At 51.3% G+C, this 26,368-nt stretch carries 26 protein-coding genes; 14 read left to right on the top strand and 12 right to left on the bottom strand.

Going from position 1 to position 26,368, the window contains the following annotated elements; translation table 11 throughout:
• The 5 genes from cyoB (at position 1) to A7983_RS14330 (ending at position 5,404) form a co-directional block, all read left to right on the top strand.
• Positions 1-1,992, top strand: a complete 1,992-nt coding sequence (gene cyoB / locus A7983_RS14350) for a cytochrome o ubiquinol oxidase subunit I (protein ID WP_005976019.1) — start codon at positions 1-3, stop codon at positions 1,990-1,992.
• A complete protein-coding gene (locus A7983_RS14345) occupies positions 1,982-2,596 on the top strand; it encodes a cytochrome o ubiquinol oxidase subunit III (RefSeq protein ID WP_005976017.1) in 615 nt (204 codons plus the stop codon). The genes cyoB and A7983_RS14345 overlap by 11 nt, the downstream gene beginning before the upstream one ends.
• Positions 2,596-2,928 carry a cytochrome o ubiquinol oxidase subunit IV gene (locus tag A7983_RS14340; protein ID WP_005976016.1) on the top strand — a complete coding sequence of 111 codons (333 nt, stop codon included), beginning with the start codon at positions 2,596-2,598 and terminating at the stop codon, positions 2,926-2,928. The genes A7983_RS14345 and A7983_RS14340 overlap by 1 nt, the downstream gene beginning before the upstream one ends.
• Positions 2,929-2,942: 14 nt before the next feature.
• Positions 2,943-3,833: a heme o synthase gene (gene cyoE, locus A7983_RS14335; RefSeq protein ID WP_005976015.1), complete on the top strand. Its 891-nt coding sequence runs from the start codon at positions 2,943-2,945 to the stop codon at positions 3,831-3,833.
• A gap of 206 nt (positions 3,834-4,039) precedes the next feature.
• Positions 4,040-5,404 (top strand): MFS transporter, encoded by a 1,365-nt coding sequence (locus tag A7983_RS14330; RefSeq protein WP_005976013.1) that lies wholly within the window; start codon positions 4,040-4,042, stop codon positions 5,402-5,404.
• A 214-nt stretch (positions 5,405-5,618) separates the two neighbouring features.
• Here A7983_RS14330 and A7983_RS14325 read toward each other — a convergent pair whose 3' ends face one another.
• Positions 5,619-6,110 carry a YajQ family cyclic di-GMP-binding protein gene (locus A7983_RS14325; RefSeq protein WP_005976012.1) on the bottom strand — a complete coding sequence of 164 codons (492 nt, stop codon included), beginning with the start codon at positions 6,108-6,110 and terminating at the stop codon, positions 5,619-5,621.
• Positions 6,111-6,298: 188 nt separating this feature from the next.
• On the opposite strand from A7983_RS14325, the gene panE reads away from it, so the two are divergent.
• Both panE and yajL read left to right on the top strand, forming a co-directional pair.
• Positions 6,299-7,207 carry a 2-dehydropantoate 2-reductase gene (gene panE / locus A7983_RS14320; RefSeq protein WP_005976011.1) on the top strand — a complete coding sequence of 303 codons (909 nt, stop codon included), beginning with the start codon at positions 6,299-6,301 and terminating at the stop codon, positions 7,205-7,207.
• Positions 7,170-7,760 carry a protein deglycase YajL gene (yajL, locus tag A7983_RS14315; protein ID WP_005976010.1) on the top strand — a complete coding sequence of 197 codons (591 nt, stop codon included), beginning with the start codon at positions 7,170-7,172 and terminating at the stop codon, positions 7,758-7,760. The genes panE and yajL overlap by 38 nt, the downstream gene beginning before the upstream one ends.
• 35 nt (positions 7,761-7,795) lie before the next feature.
• Here the strand turns inward: yajL and thiI are convergent, their stop codons facing one another.
• On the bottom strand, positions 7,796-9,244 hold the full coding sequence (thiI, locus tag A7983_RS14310) for a tRNA uracil 4-sulfurtransferase ThiI (protein WP_005976009.1): 1,449 nt from the start codon (positions 9,242-9,244) through the stop codon (positions 7,796-7,798).
• Positions 9,245-9,497: 253 nt separating this feature from the next.
• Here thiI and xseB point away from each other — a divergent pair, with 253 nt between their 5' ends.
• Genes xseB through dxs form a run of 3 tightly spaced genes read left to right on the top strand, consistent with a single transcriptional unit; the run spans position 9,498 to position 12,537 of the window.
• A complete protein-coding gene (gene xseB, locus A7983_RS14300; protein ID WP_005976008.1) occupies positions 9,498-9,746 on the top strand; it encodes an exodeoxyribonuclease VII small subunit in 249 nt (82 codons plus the stop codon).
• Complete coding sequence (ispA, locus tag A7983_RS14295; protein WP_005976007.1) at positions 9,743-10,654, top strand: (2E,6E)-farnesyl diphosphate synthase; 912 nt, start codon at positions 9,743-9,745, stop codon at positions 10,652-10,654. The genes xseB and ispA overlap by 4 nt, the downstream gene beginning before the upstream one ends.
• A gap of 17 nt (positions 10,655-10,671) precedes the next feature.
• Positions 10,672-12,537, top strand: coding sequence for a 1-deoxy-D-xylulose-5-phosphate synthase (gene dxs, locus A7983_RS14290; RefSeq protein ID WP_005976006.1), 1,866 nt, complete (start codon positions 10,672-10,674; stop codon positions 12,535-12,537).
• Positions 12,538-12,646: 109 nt separating this feature from the next.
• On the opposite strand, the gene thiL is transcribed toward dxs, so the two are convergent.
• From thiL to nrdR, 5 genes are all read right to left on the bottom strand, one after another.
• A complete protein-coding gene (gene thiL / locus A7983_RS14285) occupies positions 12,647-13,627 on the bottom strand; it encodes a thiamine-phosphate kinase (protein WP_005976005.1) in 981 nt (326 codons plus the stop codon).
• A gap of 68 nt (positions 13,628-13,695) precedes the next feature.
• Positions 13,696-14,115: a transcription antitermination factor NusB gene (gene nusB / locus A7983_RS14280; protein ID WP_005976004.1), complete on the bottom strand. Its 420-nt coding sequence runs from the start codon at positions 14,113-14,115 to the stop codon at positions 13,696-13,698.
• Between the two features lie 24 nt (positions 14,116-14,139).
• Positions 14,140-14,616 carry a 6,7-dimethyl-8-ribityllumazine synthase gene (gene ribH, locus A7983_RS14275; RefSeq protein WP_005976002.1) on the bottom strand — a complete coding sequence of 159 codons (477 nt, stop codon included), beginning with the start codon at positions 14,614-14,616 and terminating at the stop codon, positions 14,140-14,142.
• Positions 14,617-14,928: 312 nt separating this feature from the next.
• Positions 14,929-16,095, bottom strand: a complete 1,167-nt coding sequence (ribD, locus tag A7983_RS14270; RefSeq protein ID WP_005976000.1) for a bifunctional diaminohydroxyphosphoribosylaminopyrimidine deaminase/5-amino-6-(5-phosphoribosylamino)uracil reductase RibD — start codon at positions 16,093-16,095, stop codon at positions 14,929-14,931.
• Between the two features lie 35 nt (positions 16,096-16,130).
• Positions 16,131-16,580 (bottom strand): transcriptional regulator NrdR, encoded by a 450-nt coding sequence (gene nrdR / locus A7983_RS14265; protein WP_005975999.1) that lies wholly within the window; start codon positions 16,578-16,580, stop codon positions 16,131-16,133.
• 209 nt (positions 16,581-16,789) lie between these two features.
• Here nrdR and A7983_RS14260 point away from each other — a divergent pair, with 209 nt between their 5' ends.
• The gene (locus A7983_RS14260) at positions 16,790-17,359 is read left to right on the top strand and encodes a SadB/YajI family lipoprotein (protein ID WP_005975998.1); all 570 of its coding nucleotides are present in this window, start codon (positions 16,790-16,792) and stop codon (positions 17,357-17,359) included.
• 68 nt (positions 17,360-17,427) lie between these two features.
• Here A7983_RS14260 and secF read toward each other — a convergent pair whose 3' ends face one another.
• The 5 genes from secF to queA form a co-directional block, all read right to left on the bottom strand.
• Entirely contained in the window at positions 17,428-18,396 is a 969-nt protein-coding gene (gene secF / locus A7983_RS14255) for a protein translocase subunit SecF (protein ID WP_005975997.1), read from the bottom strand.
• Between the two features lie 10 nt (positions 18,397-18,406).
• Positions 18,407-20,254, bottom strand: a complete 1,848-nt coding sequence (gene secD / locus A7983_RS14250) for a protein translocase subunit SecD (RefSeq protein ID WP_071531157.1) — start codon at positions 20,252-20,254, stop codon at positions 18,407-18,409.
• Between the two features lie 27 nt (positions 20,255-20,281).
• Positions 20,282-20,611: a preprotein translocase subunit YajC gene (gene yajC, locus A7983_RS14245; protein WP_005975995.1), complete on the bottom strand. Its 330-nt coding sequence runs from the start codon at positions 20,609-20,611 to the stop codon at positions 20,282-20,284.
• Between the two features lie 108 nt (positions 20,612-20,719).
• Positions 20,720-21,865 (bottom strand): tRNA guanosine(34) transglycosylase Tgt, encoded by a 1,146-nt coding sequence (tgt, locus tag A7983_RS14240; RefSeq protein WP_005975994.1) that lies wholly within the window; start codon positions 21,863-21,865, stop codon positions 20,720-20,722.
• A 219-nt stretch (positions 21,866-22,084) separates the two neighbouring features.
• Positions 22,085-23,152 (bottom strand): tRNA preQ1(34) S-adenosylmethionine ribosyltransferase-isomerase QueA, encoded by a 1,068-nt coding sequence (gene queA, locus A7983_RS14235; RefSeq protein ID WP_005975993.1) that lies wholly within the window; start codon positions 23,150-23,152, stop codon positions 22,085-22,087.
• 132 nt (positions 23,153-23,284) lie between these two features.
• Between queA and A7983_RS14230 the strand changes: the two genes are divergently transcribed.
• The 3 genes from A7983_RS14230 (at position 23,285) to A7983_RS14220 (ending at position 26,171) form a co-directional block, all read left to right on the top strand.
• On the top strand, positions 23,285-23,866 hold the full coding sequence (locus tag A7983_RS14230) for an acyl carrier protein phosphodiesterase (RefSeq protein WP_005975991.1): 582 nt from the start codon (positions 23,285-23,287) through the stop codon (positions 23,864-23,866).
• A 211-nt stretch (positions 23,867-24,077) separates the two neighbouring features.
• Positions 24,078-24,680 carry a peroxiredoxin C gene (locus A7983_RS14225; protein WP_005975989.1) on the top strand — a complete coding sequence of 201 codons (603 nt, stop codon included), beginning with the start codon at positions 24,078-24,080 and terminating at the stop codon, positions 24,678-24,680.
• A gap of 216 nt (positions 24,681-24,896) precedes the next feature.
• Positions 24,897-26,171: a mechanosensitive ion channel family protein gene (locus tag A7983_RS14220; protein ID WP_005975988.1), complete on the top strand. Its 1,275-nt coding sequence runs from the start codon at positions 24,897-24,899 to the stop codon at positions 26,169-26,171.
• Positions 26,172-26,368: the final 197 nt, after the last annotated feature.

Raw genomic sequence — 26,368 nt, 5'->3', positions numbered from 1 at the left:
ATGTTCGGAAAACTTACACTCGATGCGGTTCCGTACCACGAACCCATTATTATGGTCACCGTGGCGGCGATCATCGTTGGTGGCCTTGCGCTGCTGGCGGCAATAACCTATTTCGGTAAGTGGAAGTGGCTGTGGGCCGAGTGGTTCACCTCCGTCGACCACAAGAAAATCGGTATCATGTATATCATCGTCGGCTTAGTGATGATGATTCGTGGCTTTGCCGATGCCATCATGATGCGCGGTCAGCAGGTTCTCGCTTCTGCCGGGCATGAAGGCTTCCTAAACGCTCACCACTACGATCAGATTTTCACCGCGCACGGTGTCATCATGATCTTCTTCGTGGCAACTCCGTTCGTTGTTGGCTTGATGAACCTTGCGGTTCCCTTGCAGATCGGTGCGCGTGACGTTGCTTTCCCATTCCTGAACTCCCTCAGCTTCTGGCTGTTTGTGGCTGGCGTTGTCTTGATCAACCTCTCTCTCGGGGTCGGTGAGTTCGCGCAGACTGGCTGGGTGGCCTATCCGCCACTTTCAGGAAAGGAGTACAGTCCCGGCGTCGGGGTCGACTACTGGATATGGAGTCTACAGATATCCGGTATCGGTACCACGCTGACTGGCGTTAACTTCTTCGCAACGATTCTGAAGATGCGCGCGCCAGGCATGACGCTGATGAAAATGCCGGTATTTACCTGGACAGCGCTGTGTACCAACGTGCTGATCATTGCCGCATTCCCGATATTGACCGTGACCATTGCGCTGCTGACGCTTGACCGTTACCTCGGCACCCATTTCTTTACCAATGATATGGGTGGCAACATGATGATGTACATCAACCTGATTTGGGCATGGGGTCATCCTGAGGTTTACATTCTGGTGCTGCCGATATTCGGTGTTTACTCCGAAGTGGTTGCCACCTTCTGTAGAAAACGTCTGTTTGGCTACACCTCACTGGTATGGGCAACCATTGCGATTACGGTTCTGTCGTTCATCGTTTGGCTGCACCACTTCTTTACCATGGGGTCCGGCGCAAACGTCAACGCCTTCTTTGGTATAGCCACAATGATTATTTCAATCCCAACCGGGGTTAAAATCTTCAACTGGCTGTTCACTATGTACCAAGGTCGTATTCAGCCCCACTCCACGATGCTGTGGACTACGGGCTTCATCATCACCTTCACCATCGGTGGGATGACAGGCGTACTGCTGGCCGTACCGGGCGCAAACTTTGTCCTGCACAACAGTCTGTTCCTGATTGCTCACTTCCATAACGTGATCATCGGCGGCGTGGTGTTTGGTTGTTTCGCGGGTATTACTTACTGGTTCCCGAAAGCCTTTGGTTTCACGCTGAACGAAACTTGGGGTAAACGCGCGTTCTGGTTCTGGATTATCGGCTTCTTCGTTGCCTTTATGCCGCTGTACGTTCTCGGTTTCATGGGCATGACGCGTCGTCTGAGCCAGCAAATCAGCCCTGAATTCCACACCTTGCTGGTTGTGGCTTCCGTCGGTGCAGTATTGATTGGTATCGGTGTGCTGTGTCAGGTGATCCAGTTCTACGTCAGTATCCGTGACCGTGACCAGAACCGCGATCTGACGGGCGATCCGTGGGGTGGACGCACGCTGGAGTGGGCAACCTCTTCTCCTGCGCCGTTCTATAACTTCGCCATCGTGCCACACATCGACGAGCGTGATGCTTTCTGGGAAGCGAAAGAGAAAGGTGAAGCTTACAAGCGCCCTGCCAGCTATGAAGAAATTCACATGCCGAAGAACACGGGTGCTGGTGTGATTATCTCCGCATTCAGTCTGGTATTCGGTTTTGCGATGATCTGGCATATCTGGTGGCTGGCCATCGCTGGCTTTGCAGGCATGATTGTGACCTGGATTGTGCACAGCTTTAATCAGGACGTGGATTACTACGTGACGGTTAAAGAAATTGAGCAAATTGAGAATCAGAACTTTGATCAACTCAGTAAGGCAGGCGTGAAACATGTCAACTGAAACTCTGGCTAACCACAATACGGCCCATGCCGAGCATGGGCACCACGACACAGGTGCCAACAAAGTATTCGGCTTCTGGGTCTACCTGATGAGCGACCTGATCATTTTCGGGTCACTGTTCGCAACGTATGCAGTACTGGTTAACGGTACGGCTGGTGGCCCAAGCGGGAAGGACATTTTCCAACTGCCTTTCGTGCTGGTGGAAACGTTCGCATTGTTGTTCAGTAGTATTACCTACGGCATGGCGATGATCGCCATGAACAAGGGCAACAAATCTCAGGTTAATACCTGGTTGGGTGTGACCTTCTTGTTCGGCCTGGTGTTCATCGGGATGGAAATCTATGAATTCCATCACCTGATCGTGGAAGGCTATGGCCCGGATCGCAGTGCGTTCCTGTCTGCCTTCTTCGCGCTGGTCGGCACCCACGGGCTTCACGTAACGGGCGGTTTAATCTGGTTGGTCATCATGATGATTCAGGTGTCCAAACGTGGCCTGACGGCAACCAATAAAACACGTCTGATGTGTCTGAGTCTGTTCTGGCACTTCCTTGATGTGGTGTGGATCTGTGTCTTCACCGTTGTTTATCTGCTGGGGGCAATGTAATGAGTCATTCACCAACCGATCATGCAGGTGCCAGCCACGGCAGCGTTAAGTCATATGTGATAGGTTTTGTTCTGTCCGTTATTTTGACAGTCATTCCTTTCAGTATGGTCATGAGCGGCACTGCCTCGCATAACGCCATTCTTTTCACGGTGGTGGGATGTGCAGTGGTTCAAATTCTGGTGCATCTGGTGTACTTCCTGCACCTGAATACGTCCTCAGAAGAGCGCTGGAACGTGGTGGCTCTTGTGTTTGCCGTCCTGATTATCGCGATTGTTGTCGTGGGCTCCATCTGGATTATGATGAGCGCACACCACAATATGATGATCCAGTAACAGAGCCGTAAAAGATGATTAAGCAATACCTGCAAGTTACTAAACCAGGAATTATTTTCGGAAATCTGATTTCCGTTATCGGTGGGTTTCTCCTTGCGGCACAGGGCCGCATTGATTATCCCTTGTTTCTCGCCACCCTCGTGGGTGTGTCGTTAGTCGTTGCGTCTGGCTGCGTGTTTAACAACGTCATTGACCGCGATATCGATAAGAAAATGGAGAGAACCAAAAATCGGGTTCTGGTAAAGGGACTGATTTCGCTGAAGGTAACGCTGGTTTACGCATCGCTGTTAGGTATTGCGGGCTTTGCCCTGCTGTACATCGCAGCCAACCCGCTGGCCATGTGGCTGGCGGTGATGGGCTTCGTCGTGTATGTCGGTGTATATAGCCTGTACATGAAGCGACATTCTGTTTATGGCACGCTAATTGGTAGCCTGTCTGGCGCAGCGCCACCGGTTATCGGTTACTGTGCCGTCAGCAACCAGTTCGACGCTGGCGCGTTGATTCTACTGCTGATCTTTAGCCTGTGGCAGATGCCGCATTCCTACGCGATCGCAATTTTCCGCTTCAAGGATTATCAGGCTGCCAATATCCCAGTGCTACCTGTTGTGAAAGGTATCTCCGTTGCGAAAAACCACATCACGCTCTATATCGTGGCGTTTGCGGTTGCAACATTGATGCTGTCTCTCGGCGGTTATGCAGGCTACAAATATCTGATCGTTGCCGCAGCAGTCAGCGTGTGGTGGTTGGGTATGGCGTTGTCAGGCTATAAAAACGCGATTGATGACCGCGTATGGGCAAGAAAACTGTTTGTTTTCTCCATCGTCGCGATCACCTCACTGAGCGTTATGATGTCCGTGGATTCAATGGCACCCGCGCATGAGGTTCTGCTGACCTACCTGCGTTAACCATAAGCAGTACGTTATTCATTAAAAAAACAGGTGGCTCGTCCACCTGTTTTTTATGACGTGCTTCCTACACGCCCCTTCGTGCCGTCGCAAGCGACGTTGAAAACACACCCAGCGTTTTTCTTTTCCCCCTCTGCCAAAACCTATCGTTTACTGTCTGGCCAATAACACACTAAAATAGCGCCAATTGTTTTCAGAGGTAACGAATGAACGATAATAAAATGACCTCAGGCGAATTACGCGCCACATGGGGCTTGGGAGCTGTTTTTTCACTGCGCATGCTTGGCATGTTCATGGTGCTACCCGTTTTGACAACTTACGGCATGGCCTTGCAGGGAGCCAGTGAAGCGCTAATCGGGATTGCGATTGGTATTTATGGTCTGATGCAGGCTATTTTCCAAATTCCCTTTGGCTTAGTCTCCGATCGTATCGGCAGAAAGCCGCTGATCGTCGGGGGGTTGCTGATTTTTGCATTCGGTAGTGTCATCGCAGCACTCAGCGATTCCATCTGGGGCATTATCCTTGGCCGGGCATTGCAAGGCGCAGGGGCCATCTCCGCCGCCGTCATGGCGCTGCTTTCCGATCTGACGCGTGAACAGAACCGAACCAAAGCTATGGCGTTTATCGGCGTGAGCTTCGGCGTCACCTTTGCTATCGCCATGGTTGTTGGCCCTATTGTTACTCACGCCTTCGGTTTACAGGCACTCTTCTGGGGCATCGCCCTTCTGTCACTCGCTGGCATTGTCATTACCCTAACCTTGATTCCTTCCGCACCAGCACACGTCCTGAATCGAGAATCAGCGATGGTACGTGGCAGCTTCCGCAAAGTACTCGGCAATAGCCGCCTGTTGAAGCTGAATATCGGCATTATGTGCCTCCATATCCTGCTGATGTCGAGCTTTGTCGCCCTACCCCGCGCGCTGGAATCCGCGGGGCTGGCACCGCAGGATCACTGGAAAATCTATCTGGTTACTATGCTGCTCTCTTTTGTCGGCGTCGTGCCTTTCATTATCTATGCCGAAGTGAAAAGGCGGATGAAACAGGTTTTCATCGGCTGCATCGTGGTATTAATCGCCGCAGAAGTCGTCCTGTGGGATGCGGGTAACCATCTCTGGCAAATTATCCTCGGTGTACAGCTATTCTTTCTGGCTTTCAACGTCATGGAGGCGCTGTTGCCATCGTTGATTAGCAAGGAATCGCCAGCGGGATACAAAGGCACTGCAATGGGCGTTTACTCCACCACACAGTTTATCGGTGTAGCAATTGGCGGGAGCCTAGGCGGTGGGTTGTTTGAGCTTTATGGTGCATCTGTCGTGTTTATGGCTGGCGCAGCCATTGCCGCTATCTGGCTGTTCGTCAGCTTTACCATGCAGGAACCACCCTATCTCAGCAGTCTGAGAATCTCACTGACTGATTTAGCATTGCAGGATAGTGAGTTGGAACAGAGAATTCGCACCCAGCCCGGCGTTGCTGAAGTGGTTATCGTGCCGGATGAGTACAGCGCTTATGTGAAGATCGACAACAAAAAGACCAATCGGCAGCAGTTAGAACAAATAGCGGGCCACGTTTAAGCCAAGCAAAAGGCCAGCGTTCGCTGGCCTCAGACCGTTGACAAACTTATTTGCCGAATGAAAACGGGAGTAACGGGATAGAAGAGTAAAGCGTTTGCGCCATGGATGGCGCAAGCCGAGCGCACAAGGACGTGTTTACAGCGTCTTTACGATCTATCCGTTACCCCCGCTCTGCGGACTTTGTCAGCAACCACAAGGCAGATGACTAAAAGTATCAATCGCGGAAGTTGGTAAACTGGAACGGTTGTCCCAAATTGCCGCCACGAATCAACGCCATAACACCTTGTAAATCATCACGTGATTTCCCTGTGACGCGAACCTGTTCACCCTGAATCTGCGCCTGCACTTTTAGCTTGCTGTCTTTAATCAGCTTGATAATTTGCTTCGCCAGCGTAGTTTCAATACCTTGCTTCAGCTTCGCTTCCACACTGTACGTTTTGCCGCTGTGCTCCATCTCTTCTGGAATTTCCAGCGCACCGCCTTCAATACCACGCTTAACCAACTTTTCACGCAGAATATCAACCAGTTGTTGTACCTGAAAATCAGACTCGCTGGCCACTTTAATGCTCTGTGATTTCTCATTCAGTTCAAAGCTGGCCGGAACATTGCGAAAATCCCAGCGAGTGCTCAGATCGCGCGTCGCATTTTCCACCGCGTTACGGACTTCCTGCATATCAATTTCCGAAACAATATCGAAAGATGGCATAATTCGCTCTCCTGACAAATTTGGCTGGCGAGCATAATAACCGCTCTTCTGCGATAAGCAAGATGCCAGACACGATCCCGATTTTTACTCTATAACAAGTAAACAGGCCGAATAACACAAAATGATGGTGTGAATGATAGCCTATGATAGGAGATCGACAGTGCCCGCATCAAATAAGGGAGACGCACATGAAAATCACCGTTCTTGGCTGTGGCGCGCTGGGGCAACTTTGGCTCGCCGCGTTGCATCAACAAGGACATGATGTCCAGGGATGGCTGCGCATTCCGCAACCGTATTGTTCGGTCAATGTCACCATGTTGGACGGCCAGCACTGCAATCTCAACCTAACGGCTAACGATCCTGATCATCTTGCCCAGAGCGAACTACTGCTGGTCACGCTAAAAGCCTGGCAAGTTTCCGATGCCATTACCGTACTGTTGCCCCAACTCAACCCGCATTGCACAATTCTGCTGTTACATAACGGAATGGGTACGCGGGAAGAGTTGCCGTCACTACAGCAGCCGCTGGTGCTCGGTATCACCACCCACGCGGCTCGGCGCGACGCAACCAACGTTGTCCACGTTGCCGCAGGCACGACGCATATCGGTACGTTTAACGGAGACAGCAGCCAAAGCCATTTGGCAGAAATACTCCATCAGGCCTTACCGGATGTGGCCTGGCATAGCAATATTAGCGCGACCTGCTGGCTCAAACTGGCCGCTAACTGCGTCATCAATCCACTGACGGTGAAATATCACTGTGCCAATGGCGAACTTGCCGCATATCCAGAGCTGATTACTTCACTTTGTCAGGAAGTGGCCAATGTCATGGAACGGGAAGGTTTCCACACATCGCGAGACAGTCTGCAGCTCTACGTTAATCAAATTATTCAGAACACCGCAGCAAATACTTCATCGATGTTGCAGGACATCATCGCTCAACGACATACCGAAATTGACTATATTACCGGGTATTTACTGCACCGTGCGCGTCTCCACGGCCTGACGCTCCCCGAGAATGCCCGTCTATTTGACTACATTAAGCAAAAGGAAAACGATTATGACCGCATCGGCACTGGTGTGTCTGGCGCCTGGTAGTGAAGAAATTGAGGCCGTCACCACCATAGATTTGCTTGTCCGCGCGGGCATTCAGGTAACACTTGCCAGCGTAGCCAGCGATGGTAATCTCGAAATCGTCTGCTCACGCGGAGTCAGGCTACTGGCCGATGCACCACTGGCTATGGTCGCCGATCGGCCTTTCGATGTGCTGGTGTTACCAGGCGGGCTACAAGGTGCGGAGTGCTTCCGCGATAGCCCCATTCTGGTGGAGTGCATTCGCCAAACACATCTGGAAGGAAAAATTGTCGCTGCCATGTGCGCAACGCCTGCTCTGGTGCTTGAATATCATCAGTTGTTCCCCGTAGGAAACATGACGGGCTATCCCACATTCAAAGAGAGTATAGCGCCAGAGAAATGGATGGAGAAACGCGTCGTCTACGATCCACGCGTGAATCTGTTAACCACACAAGGGCCTGGCACCAGTATGGATTTCGCTCTGAAGATCATTGATTTGCTGCTGGGGAAAGAAAAAGCCGCCGAGGTCGCCGCACAGCTCATTCTGCCGCCAGGAATTTATAACTATCACGATTAGCGTAGATGAAAAAGGCGCTTGCGCGCCTTTTCAGATTACGGACGGTATACCTTCACGTTGCTGAAACCTTGCTCACGCAAATATAACGCCTGCAAACGGCTCATCACGCCACGCTCGCAGTAAAGCAGGTAGGTTTTGCTCTGATCCAAATCGCCAAACTGTGTACCCAGCTTGTAGAACGGTAAGGATTTGATTTCGATCTGATCCAGTTGAAGCGGCTTATCGTCCTGTTCATCCGGCGCGCGAATATCCAGCAGCACGTCAGTTGGCGCAAATGACGCAACCGTTTCGACCTCAACCACGTCTTGCTTGGTCTGCTCGGCGATCTCACGGATATCAATATTCCGCGCCTCACTCACCACGCGATCCAGAATAGCAAAGTCAAAGTGGCCTTCTTCAGCCTCAATCTTCGCTTTCACGGCCTTCACCGTCGGGCTTTTGGAGATCACACCACAGTATTCCGGCATCGTTTTGGCGAAATCTTCCGTCCCCAGCTCGCGAGCCTGTTTAATAATGTGCTCTTTATCATGGGAAATCAGCGGGCGCAAAATCAGGGTATCGGAAGCATTGTCGATCAAACGCAGGTTAGTCAGCGTCTGGCTGGACACCTGCCCTAACGCTTCACCGGTCACCAACGCCTGAACGCCATAACGCTCAGCTATTTTGGAGGCTGCACGCACCATCATGCGCTTCAAGACGACGCCCATCTGCCCGTCGTCGACCTTCTCCAGAATTTCACCAACAACGGGATCGAAATCGATGGCAATAAAACGCACCTTATGTGAACTGCCAAAACGGTTCCACAGATAATGCGCCACCTGTTTCACACCAATCTCGTGTGCCGCACCGCCAAGATTGAAGAAACAGTAATGCACGCGGCATCCTCGGCGCATCAACATATAGCTGGATACCCCGGAATCGAACCCGCCGGAAATAAGTGACAGTACATCTTCCTGCGTACCGATCGGGTAGCCGCCAATCCCTTCATAACGGCCTTTAATCAGCAACAGACGATCCTGCTCGATTTCCAGATGCACGGTGACCTGCGGAGCGGTCAGATTGACTCGCGCCGTTTCAATGTGCTGATTCAGCCCGCCGCCAACATAGCGTTCCACGTCCTGTGAACTAAACTCATGCTTACCGCGGCGTTTTACCCGCACACAAAACGTCTTGCCTTCCAGGCGTTCACGATACAGCGCCAACGCCTGTTCAAAGATGTTGTGCACATCGGTATAGGCGTGATCCTCAACTTCCAGAATATGGTGAATACCCGGAATTCTCGTCAGCGCATCACGAATCGCTCCACGCTGGCTTTCGTCTTTGGCTCGAACTTCGATATGATCCCAGTGACGGACAACCGCCAGCGTTTCATCATAGTGTTTTAATACGTTGCGAATGTTTCCGGTTAGAATCTTGATAAAGCGCAACCGCACAGATTGGCTCTTGATGGTGATTTCCGGGAACAATTTAATGATAAACTTCATGGTGGCTGTCGTTACTTGGTCAGACAGGTGTAAATAAATTTACCCTGAGCACTAAAATCACGTTATCGGTAAAATCAGCCAGAACAGAGATGATTTTACCAATAGCATCCAGGGCGCGGAGTATATCATTATATGCAGATATACTGTGCGTTTTAACCGTATAATCGTCACGCCATCCACGGATGACCGAACGCGATACCACGCTTTGCCGCCACAAGCCAACGGCGTATAACACCAGGATTCTGAAATCACTATGCCTAAGAAGACCGAGCAGCCAGTCAGCTTTGAAAGCTCACTGAACGAACTGGAAAAAATCGTTACCCGCCTCGAATCTGGCGAACTGCCACTGGATGATGCGCTAAATGAGTTCGAGCATGGCATCCAACTCGCTCGTCAGGGACAGCAAAAGCTGCAACAGGCAGAGCAGCGCGTACAAATCCTGCTGAGCGACGATCCCGATGCACCATTGTCACCGTTTACGCCGGATAATGACTCGCTATGACCGATTTCAACACGCAACTGAATGCGCATTACCAACGTACTAACCGCATGCTGGGGCATTTCATCGCTGACCTCCCCTTTCAGAGTAGTCCACTGGTCAATGCAATGGAGTATGGCTCACTCTTAGGGGGCAAACGCCTGCGCCCGTTTCTGGTTTATACTACGGGCGAATTGTTTGGCATGCCGCTAGAAAGTCTGGATGCCCCTGCTGCGGCAGTAGAATGTATCCACGCCTATTCATTGATTCATGACGATCTGCCGGCGATGGACGACGACGATTTACGCCGCGGACAACCGACCTGTCACATAAAATTTGGTGAGGCCAATGCCATTCTGGCGGGTGATGCATTGCAAACGCTGGCGTTCTCTATTCTGGCCGACGCGCCGATGCCGCAGGTCTCCGACCGCGATCGGCTGGCAATGCTCTCAGAATTGGCTCACGCCAGTGGCGTAGCCGGCATGTGCGGCGGGCAGTCTTTCGATCTGGAAGCGGAAGGTCATCAGGTCGATCTGGCTGCATTAGAGCAGATTCATCGCCACAAAACGGGGGCCTTGATCCGCGCCGCTGTTCGGATGGGTGCGCTAGCCGCAGGTGACGCTGGGCGTGCAGCCTTACCCCACTTGGATCGCTACGCTAACGCGATTGGGCTCGCCTTTCAGGTTCAGGACGATATTCTCGATGTTGTCGGCGACAGTGCGACAACAGGCAAACGTCAGGGTGCAGACCAGCAGTTAGGTAAAAGCACCTACCCCAGCCTACTGGGGTTAGATAATGCACGAAAAAAAGCACAGGAGCTTTATCAGGAGTCACTGGCATCGCTGGACGATCTTATCGCATCTAGCCCAACGTCCCTGAATATTGCCCCCTTACAAGCGCTGGCGAATTTCATCGTTGAACGCGATAAGTAATTACTTAATGAGTCTCTATGAGTTTTGATACCGCGAAGTACCCTACATTGGCATTAGTGGAAACACCGGATGAACTTCGATTGTTGCCGAAAGAGAGCCTGCCAAAATTGTGCGATGAGCTACGCCAATATCTGTTGGACAGTGTCAGCCGTTCTAGCGGGCATTTTGCTTCAGGGCTAGGGACGGTTGAATTGACGGTTGCGCTACACTACGTCTACAACACCCCTTTCGATCATCTGGTATGGGATGTTGGTCATCAGGCTTATCCACATAAGATCCTGACGGGTCGTCGCGATCGTATTTCAACAATCCGCCAAAAAGGCGGTTTGCACCCCTTCCCGTGGCGCGATGAAAGCGAATATGACGTATTAAGCGTCGGACATTCCTCCACCTCAATCAGTGCCGGGTTAGGTATGGCCGTCGCGGCCGAGCGTGAAGGCAGAGGCCGTCGTACCGTTTGTGTGATCGGCGACGGCGCGATTACTGCGGGCATGGCCTTTGAGGCAATGAACCACGCGGGCGACATCAAGTCCGATCTGCTGGTTGTACTGAACGACAATGAAATGTCGATTTCGGAAAACGTCGGCGCATTGAACAACCATCTGGCACAACTATTATCCGGCAAGCTCTACGCCAGTCTGCGCGAAGGCGGTAAAAAAGTTTTATCCGGCCTGCCTCCCATCAAAGAGTTGGTGAAGCGCACCGAAGAACACCTTAAAGGCATGGTGGTGCCGGGTACGCTATTTGAAGAGCTGGGCTTTAATTATATTGGTCCAGTCGATGGTCATGACGTTCAGGCGCTGGCGCATACGCTGAAGAACATGCGTAATCTTAAAGGCCCGCAGCTTTTGCACATCATGACGAAAAAAGGCAAGGGCTACGCCCCCGCCGAGCAGGATCCGATCAGTTGGCACGCGGTGCCAAAGTTTGATCCCGCCAGCGGCACATTACCAAAAAGCAAAGAAGGTGCCCAACCCACCTATTCCAAGATCTTTGGCCAATGGCTACAGGAAACCGCCGCCAAAGACAGCAAGCTCATGGCAGTCACGCCAGCGATGCGCGAAGGTTCCGGCATGGTGCAATTTTCCCGCGATTATCCGCAACAATATTTTGACGTAGCGATTGCCGAACAGCATGCCGTCACGTTTGCGGCAGGCCTGGCGGTCGGTGGCTATCATCCCGTCGTCGCGATTTACTCAACTTTCCTGCAACGTGCTTACGATCAGGTTATCCACGATGTAGCGATTCAGAATCTACCGGTTCTGTTTGCTATCGATCGCGGTGGTATTGTTGGTGCCGATGGGCAAACGCATCAGGGTGCGTTCGATCTCTCTTTCTTACGCTGCATCCCGAATATGGTCATCATGACGCCTAGCGATGAAAATGAATGTCGTCAGATGCTGCACACTGGCTATCACTACCAAAAAGGCCCTACCGCGGTGCGCTACCCGCGTGGAAACGGTACGGGCACGGAACTAACTCCATTATCAGAACTGCCAATCGGAAAAGGGGTGGTGCGTCGTCAGGGTGAAACGATCGCTATTCTGAATTTCGGTACACTCTTGCCAGAGGCCCAAATTGCGGCTGAGAAGTTAAACGCCACGCTCATCGACATGCGTTTTGTGAAACCGCTGGATGAGGCGTTACTTGAAGAGTTGGCACAGTCTCACAGCACGTTCGTGACGCTGGAAGAGAATGCCGTCATGGGCGGAGCCGGGAGCGGTGTGAATGAATTTCTGATGGCGAAACGCCTTGCCGTCTCGGTGCTGAACATTGGGTTACCGGATATATTTATTCCGCAAGGTTCGCAGGAAGAAATCCGTGCCGATCTGGGTCTAGATGCCGCTGGCATTGAGCGCAACATCATACAGTGGATGAAATAAGAGCCCCACGACAACCGGGGCAACACAGAGCCCCGGTGTAACGACACCGTAGTCGCCACCAGCTCGCGCTACGGGTTACTCAGCCGTAATGCTACATCAGCTTCGCGGGTCAGCCTTGCTCGCTAAAATGGTCATATCCCTTCCAATTCAACTCGGTCGCTTTATTATCTCTGAAAAAGCGTAATCCTTCCGATGAAGGCCCAATTTGTCCGATACAGGTATAGTCAGCGCCGAGATGTCCTAAAGCAAGTTCCAATGCACCGCGGTTAATTTCCGGCACGGTAAAGCACAACTCATAATCTTCGCCACCAGATAGCGCCCAACGCAACGCCTGCTCTTCGTCAGTACAGCTTCGTAGCCAATCAGATTGCGGGATCGCATCGAGATGAATACGTGCACCGCACTCGCTGGCTTTCAGTATATGCTGGAGATCGGAGATGAGGCCGTCGGAAAGATCGATAGCCGAGCTGGCCAGATCGCGCAGCGCCTGCCCTTGCAGAATTCTGGGCTGAGGTCGAAGGTGACGCTGAATCAATCCTTTACGTGTACCCTCATCATCAACACGCAGTGAATTCTGGAGGATAGCCAGACCGGCAGCGCTATCGCCTAATGAACCGGTAACATAAATCCAGTCGCCAATTCTAGCTCCGCGACGCGTCAACGCCCGGCCAGCAGGCACCAGGCCGTGGATAGTTAACGTCAGGCTCAATGGACCACGCGTCGTATCGCCGCCGACCAACTGCATACCATAGTAATCAAGCAGTTCAAATAAGCTGTCACTGTACGCGGACAGCCACTGACTGTTGCTTTGAGGTAGGGTAATAGCGAGAGAAAGCCAGGCGGGATCGGCACCCATTGCAGCCAGATCGCTTAAATTCACTGCCAGAGATTTGTAACCCAGATCGGCGGGATCGATATCTGGTAGGAAATGAATGCCAGATACGAGTGTGTCGGTACTCACCGCCAGCAGTTGCTTATCAGCCACCGTCAGTAACGCACAATCATCACCGATGCCTAACTCGACATCGCGACGTGAACTTCGAACCCGATTAAAATAGCGGGCAATAAGGTCAAACTCACCTTCAACCATAACCTTTCCAGCCAACCTATCATTCAAAAGCGATCAGGGCCGGATATCCGGCCCTGATTCGATTCATTTTACTTCTTGCCTTTCCGTACACTCGGAGCAGCTTTGTCCAGCACGCCATTCACAAACTTATGGCTATCTTCAGCACCGAAGGTTTTAGCCAGTTCGATGGCTTCGTTAATCGCCACCTTGTAAGGAACATCTTCGCGCTTGCTCAGCTCAAACATCGCCAAACGCAGGATCGCCTTTTCAACCTGTCCCAATTCATCAATCTGGCGAGACAGGAAAGGTGCCATCAGTTGATCCAGCTTCTCAGCTTGAGTGGCAACCCCCGCCAGCAATTCACGGAAATAGGCTATGTCGACATCTTTAACATCCTGCTCGCTCAGGAATTGGTGTTCAACATCGGCAATATCATTTTTAGATAATTGCCAGGAGTAAAGCGCTTGAACCGCACATTCACGAGCGCGGCGACGAGCAGCAGGTTTCACGGAATTCCCCTTACTTAATCAGGCTTACTTAATCGCTTTCAATACATTAATCATTTCTAGCGCGGTCAAGGCAGCTTCTGCACCTTTGTTCCCCGCTTTCGTGCCAGCACGCTCAATCGCCTGCTCAATGCTTTCCGTCGTCAGAACGCCGAAAGCAACAGGAATTTCACTGTCCATCGCAACGGAGGACAGACCTGAGCTACATTCACCAGCAACAAATTCAAAATGCGCTGTTCCACCACGGATGACCGTTCCCAGAGCAATAACAGCATCATATCCGCCATTTTTCGCACTTTTGGTCAGCGCCCGAACCGTCAACGGCAGTTCGTAAGCGCCCGGCACCCAGACCACTGTGATGTTTTCGTCTTTAACCTGACCGATGCGTTTCAATGCATCAACCGCACCGTCCAGCAGGCTATCGTTAATAAAATGGTTAAAACGCGCAATCGCAATCGCCACACGGGCATCAGGAGTAGCAACAACACCTTCGATAACGTTCATAGCTTTCCTTGTATTTGGTCTTTATGGCCCGCAGGGGGGCGGATTCTATCATAATTTTTGTTGGCACGTATCCGGTTTTGTCGGACCTACGCCACGTATTTACATATGTATACCCGTCATACTTCAAGTTGCATGTACGTTGGCTGGGCTACTCGGCACACTTACGTGTGCCTCGCCCCGTTGGGGCCGCTGCGAGCAGCGTTCAAACCTGCCTCTGGCAGATTTGTCACTCACCCGAATCACTTACCTGAGTAAGCTCATCGGGATCCCTTCTCTTGCCGCCTTTCTGGAACTCGAATTATTTAGGGTATATCAGAATTTGGGTTTCAAGCGTAATCGCAAATCCGGGCCAATCTGGCGAACCTCTGCGATGTCAAATTCCGGTGCCTGAGACAGTTGATCTAACCCTGGCAAGAGGCACAGCGAACGGGCATTTTCACCCAGCAGTTTGGGGGCAAGGTAAACGATAAGTTCATCAACGACACCCGCATTAAGCAACGCCCCAGCCAGACTCGCTCCGGCCTCAACCCAAACGGAGTTAATCTGACGTCTCCCTAGCACCATCATCAGCGCCACGAGATCAACGCCGCCATTGTGCTGCGGTAGCATGACCTGTTCGACGCCCTGCGGCCATGCCTGTTCATCGGCCTGAACACGTGCTAACCAGGTCTCACCCGGTTGGCTAACAACGCGATGTTGCGGCGTGACACGCCGCTGACTGTCCACAATCACCCGAACGGGCTGCCTGAGATCTGCCTCTGAATAGCGTTTCTGAACATCCGCATCCAATTCTAACCACCGCACGGTGAGGGAGGGATCATCGGCTAATACCGTCGCGCTGCTGCTCAGAATCGCGGCGCTCTCCGCGCGAAAACGCTGTACATCCTGCCGCGCCTGCGGCGAAGTAATCCACTGGCTTTCCCCCGATGCCATCGCAGTACGCCCATCCAAAGAGGCCGCCATTTTGAGCTGCACGTAAGGAAAGCCCGTCCGCATACGCTTCAGAAAGCCAACATTCACCTTCTCTGCTTCAGCCATCATCACGCCATGACTAACAGTAATGCCTGCTTGCTGTAATCGATGTAAACCACGACCGGCAACCTGCGGATTTGGATCCTGCATCGCGGCTACCACACGCGAAACGCCAGCCGTAATCAGCGCATCGGCGCAAGGCGGCGTTCGGCCATGATGGCTACACGGCTCCAGAGTGACGTAGGCCGTCGCACCACGTGCGTGTTCCCCCGCCATTCTCAGCGCATGCACCTCAGCATGAGGTTCACCCGCACGGAAATGGTAGCCTTCACCGACAATTTCGCCATCACGCACGATCACACAGCCAACATTGGGGTTCGGTGCCGTTGTAAAACGGCCACGACGCGCCAGTTCTAACGCACGCGCCATGTAGAATTCATCCTGCGGCAATTGGCCGTTCTCCTGAGAATTCTTTTTCTGAGAACTGTTTTCCTGGAAAGCGCTCATTCCCGTCCCTCTTATCTCTGTCGAGTCGACACAATCTAGTCCTGCAAACGTGCAATCTCTTCGCCAAATTCACGGATATCTTCAAAACTGCGATACACCGAGGCAAACCGGATATAAGCCACTTTATCCAGCTTTCTCAACGCTTCCATTACCAGATTGCCTACCATTTTGGTAGTCACCTCACGTTCTCCGGTCGCACGAAGGTGAGATTTTATATGATTAATCGCCATTTCGACGTCATCCGAACTCACCGGCCTTTTTTCCAGCGCTTTCAACATGCCGCTACGCAATTTGTCTTCATTAAACGGCTCGCGCACTTCATTGCTTTTGATGACTCGCGGCATCACCAGTTCAGCCACTTCAAACGTGGTGAAGCGTTCGTGACAAACCAGACACTGCCGACGACGACGTACTTGCGAACCTTCGCCGACCAGACGGGAATCAATGACTTTGGTATCAACAGCGGAACAAAATGGGCAATGCATGATGTGTCCTGACCAGTAATCCTTAACGTAGAGACAGTTTACCCTGAATTAACGGACTAACCAAAACTCCTGATTCGCGTTGCGAAGGGTTTCGCATCTCTTCCGGTAAGCGGATGAAAAAAGCTGTCTCACCTATGACTTAGGCTTAATCACGGCTAAACTCAGCAACAGGGATCAATGAATAAGACATCGAAAGGGGAACCACAGATATGAGAGCCCGATATCGCGTACTGACCTTCCTGCCAGCACTGTTATTACTCGCAGGATGCGCCGAACAGCGCCAGATGCCCAAATTGCAGAACCAGATAGGTCAGCTAAACCATCAATTGCAAACGCTGACCGATCAGGCCACAGCGTTGGAACGACAAAATGCGTTGAATTCCCAATCTACCTCTGGTGTTTATTTACTGCCGGCTGCGCAGACGAGCATACAGTTAGAAAGCAGCATTGGCAGGCTCAGCGTATCGTTACGCAATATAGAGACAGAAGCGAACGGAACCAGCGCATTGCTACACATTCGCACGCTTGATGCGAAGGGATTACCCGCCTTTGGCGCGCAGTTGGATTGGGGACGACTCGATCCCGTGAGCGGGAAGCCTTTAGCGGGTGACACGCAAACGCAGTCCTTTGTTGTCTCACCCACGTTGTTACCAAAAACCGAAGCGATGATTGAATTGCGCCTGAGCGGTCTGTCGCCGGAAGAGCTCGGCTTTGTTCGCTTACACCAGGTTCAGGGAATACAGAGCCCGCCGCCTGTTGCCGCAACCGAATCTCCTTAGCAGACTTCCTAGCACTAAGATGCAAAAAACCCCGCAGCGCGGGGTTTTTTATGTTTACAACTAGCAGATTAAGGCAGGATAGACGGTTGATCCGCCCCCTCTTTTTCCACTTTCTGAATCAGCAGGTGTTCACGCTTCATTCCCAGTTTCAGAGCCAAAGCTGAAGAAACATAGATAGAAGAGATGGTACCGATGATGACACCGATAAACATTGTCATCGAGAAACCATGCAATAACGCACCGCCAAAGAACATCAGAATTAAAATCATCGCCAACGTGGTCGCCGACGTGATGATGGTACGGTGCAGCGTCTGTGTCAGAGAAATGTTGGTAATTTCGTAAGGTGTTCCGCGACGGATCTTGCGGAAATTCTCACGGATACGGTCAGACACAACGATCTTATCGTTAAGCGAATAACCAATGACCGACATCAGCGAGGCGATGATCGTTAGATCAACCTCAATACTGAACAAAGACAGTAGCCCCATCGTAATGATCACGTCATGCCCTAACGCCAACACGGCCCCCAACGCCAGACGCCACTCGAAGCGGAAACCAATGTAGATGAGGATTGCAATCAGTGCAGACAGCAGCGCCAATGCGCCCGCCTGAGCCAAATCGCTCCCCACACTCGGCCCAACGAACTCAATACGTTTCACCGTCGCATGCTGCTGGAAGGTATCATTCACCACCGTCAGCACTTTGTTGCCGAGCGCCTCGTTCTCGCTGCCAGAAACCGGTGGCATACGCACCATCACGTCACGGCTGCTACCGAAATTCTGCACCTGCGGCTCTGAAAATCCAGATGTTTCCAACGAGCTGCGCAGTACATCAAGATCGATCGGTTTCTCAAGGTTAATCTCAATGACCGTACCACCGGTAAAGTCGAGCCCCCAGTTGAAACCACGCACACCCATGATCGCGATAGCGATTATGATCAGCAGGCCGGAAATCACAAATGCCAATGTGTCCCAGCGCATGAAATCATAGACTTTACGCCCATGGTTTAGTTGTTCAATGTTGTATTCCTGTGCCACAACGCACTCCTCAGATAGACAGCTTGTTGATGCGTTTACCGCCGTAAAGCAGGTTAACGATGGCACGAGTACCGACGATCGCCGTAAACATTGAAGTCGCAATCCCAATTGCAGTGGTGATAGCAAACCCTTTGATGGAACCGGTCCCCACAGCATACAGAATGATGACTTTAATCAACGTCGTCACGTTCGCATCAACAATGGAACTGAATGCACCTTTGTAGCCCTCGTGAATAGCCTGCTGTATAGAGCGACCATTACTGAGTTCTTCCTTGATACGTTCGTTGATTAATACGTTAGCATCCACTGCGACCGCCAGCGTCAATACAATACCGGCAATACCCGGCATGGTCAGCGTAGCGCCTGGTAGCAACGACATCACACCGACAATCAATATCAGGTTAGCGACCAATGCACTTGTCGCAATGACACCAAACTTTTTATAGAAGAAAACCATAAAGAGAATCGATGCGATCAAGCCCCACAAACAGGCCTCCAACCCCTGAGTGATGTTTTGCATCCCCAGCGTTGGCCCAATGGTACGTTCTTCTACGATCTGGATCGGAGCAATCAGCGCACCCGCACGCAGCAACAGAGAAAGCTGACGCGCTTCGTTCGGGTTATCAATACCGGTAATACGGAAGCTGTTACCCAGTCGCGATTGAATCGTCGCCACGTTGATCACTTCTTCGTGTTTTTCCAGTATTGAACGACCCGTCGCATCTTTCTTACCACTGTCTTTATATTCTACAAACAGCGTCGCCATCAGCTTGCCAATACTGTCTTTGGTGAAGTTGGACATGGTGTTGCCACCCGCGCTGTCCAGAGAAATATTCACCTGAGGACGATTGTATTCGTCATTGCTTGATGTGGAATCAGTGATGTGGTCGCCCGTCAGAATGACGCGTTTGAACAGCACAACGGGTGAGCCGTCACGCATATTCTTCACTTCGGAATCGCCCGGCACACGGCCATTCGCCGCCGCTGTCGCATCAGCATCGCTGTTGACCAGACGGAATTCCAGCGTAGCGGTTGCACCAAGAATTTCTTTCGCGCGCGCCGTGTCTTGAATACCCGGTAATTCAACGACGATGCGGTCAGAACCCTGACGTTGTACCAGCGGTTCGGCAACGCCCAGTTGGTTCACACGATTACGCAGGATATTGATATTCTGCTGTACGGCGTATTCACGTGCTTCACGCAGACGTTCGTCAGACATCACCGCACGCATCAGGTTGCTACCGCTGCTGCTGAGAACCAGATTGCGATGACGAGACGTCAGATAGCTGATGCCATCATCACGCGTTTGAGCATCACGGAAGCGAATTTCGACGCCGTAATTATCAATCTTACGCACAGCGGCATAAGGAATGTTCTTCTCACGCAGATCGCTGCGCAAAGAGTCCATGGTTTGTTCTTGTAATTTACCCAGCGCCGTATCCATATCCACTTCCATCAGGAAGTGAACGCCGCCGCGCAAGTCAAGCCCCAATTTCATCGGTTCAGCACCTAACAACCGCAGCCAGGTTGGCGTAGCGGGAGCAAGGTTAAGTGCAACGACGAATTTTTCGCCCAGCTCATTAACGAGCGCTTCACGCGCACGGAGCTGAATATCGGGGTTAGAGAAGCGAGCCAGAATTGCACCGTTTTCTAATGCAATCGACTTACTGGTAATATTTTGTTCTTTTAGGACATTCTGGACTTGGATCAGCGTCGTTTCGCTGGCGGCGGTTCCCCGCGCGCCAGTAACTTGTACCGCCGGATCCTCACCATATAGGTTAGGAAGCGCATAGAGCAGGCCGACAAATAACACCACGACCAGCATCAGATACTTCCACAAAGGATAACGGTTTAACACGGCAGTTCCCTTCGGGAAAATCAGAAATTACAGGGCTTTAATCGTGCCCTTCGGCAGCACGGCAGCCACGAAATCACGTTTGATAACCACTTCATTGGTCTCGTTCAACGCAATCGCAATATAGCCCGTTTCGGACACTTTGGTCACGCGACCAACCAGGCCACCACTCGTCAAGACTTCATCGCCCTTGCTGATGGAATCCATTAACTTTTTGTGTTCCTTGCCGCGTTTTTGCTGAGGACGTAGGATCATAAAGTAAAAAATCAGACCAAAAACGGCCAGCATAATAACCATAGTGTACGGACTCTGAGGCGGAGTACCTGTCGCAGCTACAGCATCGGAGATGAAAAAACTCATTTAAATATCCTCTTTTTTGTCAAAAGATAAGCTATCAAAAAGATAAATTATCAACCTTACAATTATAAAAACGCTTCACAGCAAAATGCATTCATAGCGAACGGGCCGTCAGTTGCTCGCAGCAACATCGTTTTCAGCAAGCGGCGGAATAGGTTTGCCTATCCGTTGGTAAAAATCCACCACAAAGTGCTCTAATTTACCCTCTTCAATGGCCTGACGTAAACCCGCCATTAAACGCTGATAATAACGCAAGTTATGAATGGTATTGAGTCGTGCTCCGAGTATTTCGTTGCAACGGTCAAGATGATGCAAGTAGGCACGGCTATAATTGCGACACGTGTAGCAATCACAGTGTTCATCCAGCGAGCTGACATCATCTTTATGCTTCGCATTACGGATTTTCACCACACCATCAGTCACAAACAGGTGTCCGTTACGTGCGTTACGCGTTGGCATTACGCAGTCGAACATATCGACACCGCGACGTACACCTTCCACCAAATCTTCCGGTTTTCCAACGCCCATCAAATAGCGTGGTTTATCTTCTGGAATCTGTGGGCAAACGTGCTCCAGAATACGGTGCATGTCCTCTTTCGGTTCCCCCACAGCCAAACCGCCCACAGCGTACCCATCAAAGCCAATGTCTACCAGACCTTTTACGGATACATCACGTAAATCTTCGTAAACACTGCCCTGAATAATACCGAACAGCGCATTTTTATTCTCTAGCTCATCAAAACGCTGGCGACTACGTTTCGCCCAGCGCAGTGACATCTCCATGGAACGCTTGGCGTAATCCCAATCGGCAGGGTACGGCGTACACTCATCAAAGATCATGACGATATCGGAACCGAGATCGTGCTGAATCTCCATCGATTTCTCTGGACTAAGGAAAATCGAATCCCCGTTGATCGGGTTACGGAAATGCACACCCTGTTCGGTAATCTTGCGAATATCGCCAAGGCTGAATACCTGAAAACCGCCAGAGTCCGTCAGAATTGGGCCATGCCACTGCATGAAATCGTGCAGATCGCCGTGCAGTTTCATGATTTCCTGACCGGGACGCAGCCACAGATGGAAGGTATTGCCGAGCAGGATCTGTGCGCCCGTATCTTTCACTTCTTCTGGCGTCATGCCCTTGACCGTGCCGTAAGTCCCCACGGGCATAAAAGCCGGAGTTTCCACCACACCACGTTCAAAAATCAATCTGCCGCGTCGCGCACGGCCGTCTGTTGTTTGTAATTCGTACTTCACTTAACCTCCGACACCAGAAAAACAGTCTGATGATAATGATATATTAACGCCTGACAGAGCGTGGCCTGTGGCGTTCCTATTGTGTAGAAAACAAGGGTTATGCCTAATGCTGGTCACTTAAGCCCCATTTTAGGAGAAACACGGGGATGAGCTTCCCGCAGAGACGCCTCACCCGTGGTCGATCCGTGTATCTCGGTTCTTAAACGATCGGTATTAGGGTTATGCTACTTTTTCCTGTTCGGCCATCGGATTGTGCGTAATAAACATCGCATCACCGTAGCTGAAAAAACGATATTGCTCAGCCACCGCTGCACGGTAGGCAGACATCGTGTTCTGGTAACCGGCGAAGGCGGACACCAGCATGATTAACGTCGATTCGGGCAAATGGAAATTGGTCACCAACGCATCAATAATGCGATAGTGATAACCTGGATAGATAAAAATTTTGGTATCGTCGAAGAACGGAGAAATCGGCGCATCCTGGCTGGCCTGTGCGGCACTTTCCAGTGAGCGAACCGAAGTCGTGCCCACGGCGATCACCCGATTTCCTCGCGCTTTGCACGCCAGAACGGCATCGACGACATCCTGCGGCACTTCGGCATATTCGGCGTGCATGATGTGATCTTCGATCGTATCAACCCGCACTGGCTGGAAAGTCCCTGCACCCACGTGCAGCGTGACGAACGCCATTTCAATGCCCTTCTCGCGCAACGCAGCTAGCATTGGCTCATCAAAATGCAAGCCCGCTGTCGGCGCAGCAACAGCACCGGGGCGCTGACTATACACGGTTTGATAAAGCTCACGATCGGCGTCTTCATCAGGCCTGTCGATATACGGTGGCAACGGCATATGGCCGATATCATTCAGAATCGACAAAACATCGCGAGCGTCATCGAAATGCAGCTCAAATAGTGCGTCATGACGAGCCGCCATCGTGGCCTTGACACTTTCATCATCGCCCAGCAGCAGCTCTGTGCCCGGTTTTGGTGCTTTTGACGCTCGAACGTGTGCGAGTACCCGGTGTTCATCCAGCACGCGTTCCACGAGCACTTCTAGTTTTCCGCCGCTGGCTTTACGGCCAAACAAACGTGCCGGAATCACGCGCGTGTTATTGAACACCAGCAGATCGCCTGGGTTCAGTTTTTCCAACAAATCGGTAAACACGCCGTGCGTCAGATCTCCCGTCGCCCCGTCCAACGACAGCAAACGGCAACCACTGCGTTCCGCCTGTGGATAGTGAGCAATTAATGATTCAGGAAGTTCAAACGAAAAATCGGCAACACGCATGGCAATTCACTTAGCTGTTAATACATTAAAAATGGGCGGCCTAGTCTAGAGCCGCAAGCGCATGGCTGCAAGAAATAAGCATCTGAGTCGCGGAATGCATTATACCCCATAGAAAGGGTATATACTGTCACGATGAATTTTCTTGCACACCTTCATCTGGCCACGCTGGCCGACAGTTCCCTGTTAGGGAACCTGATGGCGGACTTTGTTCGCGGCAACCCGCAGGACAGCTACGCTGACGAGATCGTCGCGGGTATCCGCCTACATCGCCGCGTTGATTCGCTGACCGACAGCCTGCCAGAGGTCAAACAGGCGCGTCAGTATTTCAGCGATGAATTCCGCCGCGTTTCGCCAATTACATTGGATGTCCTATGGGATCACTATCTTGCACGCCACTGGCTACAGTTGGTTCCGAACACGCCTTTGCAGACCTTTATCGATGACGCGCAATCACAAATAGAGCCTCACCTGGCGCAAACCCCTGAACGCTTTCAGAACCTGAATCTCTATTTGTGGCCGGAACGTTGGATGACACGCTATGCGGAACTGCCGTTTATCGCCGACGTGCTGCACAGAATGTCGGTACGACGCCCGAAGCTAGCCGCATTGTCCGGCTCTTTTCAGGATATCGAGCAGCACTATCACCAATTTGAAATACTCTTCTGGCAATTTTATCCACGCATGATGCAGTTAGCGAAAACGCAACAGTTGTGAGCTCACAACCCTTCCGTTTTTCTACATAACAGATTGCCCTTTCTATAAAAAGGGTTAATGTGATTTATTGAAAGTAAATAGTGATGAGTTCAATAGATGAAAGCTATCTCATTGATTGGTCGCTTTGCCTGTATTCACTCAGACAGAATCCCTATACTGATCGCTGTTTTTTACATCTTCCGATCATTAACCGCTATCTACAGGAGTAATTATGGTCCTGGTAACTCGTCAAGCCCCTGACTTCACTGCTGCTGCCGTTTTAGGCAGTGGCGAAATCGTCGAAAATTTCAACCTGAAGAAGCACATCAACGGTAAAGCTGCCGTGATCTTCTTCTGGCCGATGGACTTCACCTTCGTTTGTCCATCAGAGCTGATTGCTTTCGATCACCGCTATGCCGAGTTCAAGAAACGCGGCGTAGAAGTGGTTGGGGTTTCTTTCGATTCCGAGTTTGTTCACAACGCATGGCGTAACACCCCTGTGGACAAAGGCGGCATCGGCGAAGTGCAATATGCGATGGTTGCTGACATTAAGCGCGAAATCCAGAAGGCCTACGGCATTGAGCACCCAGAAGCGGGTGTTGCACTGCGTGGTTCTTTCCTGATCGACAAAAATGGCGTAGTTCGCCATCAGGTAGTGAACGATCTGCCGCTGGGACGTAACATCGACGAAATGCTGCGTACCGTTGACGCGCTGCAATTCCACGAAGAGCACGGCGAAGTCTGTCCGGCACAGTGGGAAAAAGGGAAATCCGGTATGGGCGCGTCACCAGATGGCGTAGCAAAATACCTGTCTGAAAACGCGGACAAACTGTAATCCCCCAGCGTTGCCTTCATGGGTAATGTGACAATCAAGCCAGTTGCTATGCGACTGGCTTTTTTTTCGTGATGTCTCCCTCATCATTTCCCCACGACTCACCTTCTCTACGCGATCCAAAAAAATACAAAGGGTTGACTCGATGCGCTAAATCCTTAGCCTTAACGTCACATCGTGTTAACGCACGACAGATTCATTGGCATAAAAGGAGAACGCATGCAACAAAACCTCGCGCTGTGGCTGGGAGAAGCAGAGATACAACACGCTGGCATCATTGCGTTACTGATTGTTCTTGGGCTGATATTACTCATTTCTGCCGTCATTCATCTGATTTTGCATCAGATTGTGCTGAAAAGAATGGTTCTACGTTCACTTAATAAGCCAGGAAAAACCGAGGGTCATGGGTGGAAGCAGGCGCTGACACAACACAACCTGTTTAACCGGCTGGCCTTTTTGCTGCAAGGGGTGATCCTCAATATTCAGGTCTTTGTGTGGCTTCCCGCACAAAGTGAAACCCGTGAAGCGCTTATCATCTGCTCCCAAGTGTGGATTATGATTTTTGCGCTGCTATCTCTGTTCTCGCTACTTGATGTACTGCTCAATGTTTCTGCTCGAACGAAAGCCGCTGCACAACTGCCGCTACGCGGTATTTTCCAAAGCCTGAAACTAATCGCCACCGTCGTCATCAGTATCATGGTCGTGTCGCTACTCATCGGGAAATCGCCGCTGATTCTGATTAGTGGTTTAGGCGCGATGGCCGCCGTGCTGATGTTGGTGTTCAAAGATCCGATTATGGGGCTCGTCGCTGGTATCCAACTTTCCGCCAACGATATGCTAACGCTGGGAGACTGGCTCGAAATGCCGAAATATGGCGCTGACGGTGCCGTTATCGACATCGGGCTGACAACGGTAAAAGTGAAAAACTGGGACAATACCGTCACCACCATTCCCACCTATTCGCTGGTGTCCGACTCTTTCAAGAACTGGCGTTCGATGTCGGAATCCGGGGGGCGGCGCATCAAGCGTAGTATCAATATCGATACCACCAGCGTGCATTTTATGACGGAAGATGAACAGGCGCGTTTGCTGCGCAGCAAACTACTGTCAGCGTATATTCAGAACAAGAAGAGCGAGTTGGAGCAACACAACGCACAGTCAGATTCCGATCTGACATCGCCGCTGAACGGCCGTCGTCTAACAAATTTAGGCACGTTCCGCGCCTACCTTCAGGTTTATCTACGCACCCATCCGGGAATTCATAAAGGGATGACGCTGATGGTACGCCAGCTTGCGCCAACGTCAGAAGGGGTGCCGCTGGAAATTTATGCGTTTACCAACACCACCGCCTGGGTTGATTACGAAAGTATTCAGTCTGATATTTTCGACCATATCTTTGCGATCTTACCGGAGTTCGATCTCCGCATTCATCAAATCCCAACCGGCCACGATATGCGGGTCATGGCGCAGCAAATGACTACGCCGGAATCGTAAAAATAGGCACAAAAAAATGCTCCAATGGAAGCGCAGAGGTTACTAACAAAGTCCGTATTGCGGGAGTAACGAATAGATCGTAAAGACGCTGCAAGTACGTCCCTGTAAGCTCGAATTGCGCCATCCATGGCGCAAACGCTTTACTCTTCTATTCCGATACTCCCGTTTTCATTCGACAAATAGGTTTGTCAACGGAC

Origin of the sequence: Pectobacterium wasabiae CFBP 3304, from assembly GCF_001742185.1 — a bacterium.
GTDB lineage: Bacteria > Pseudomonadota > Gammaproteobacteria > Enterobacterales > Enterobacteriaceae > Pectobacterium > Pectobacterium wasabiae.
Note: the sequence above shows the minus strand (reverse complement) of the source record. Positions and strands in the feature narration are given on the sequence as shown.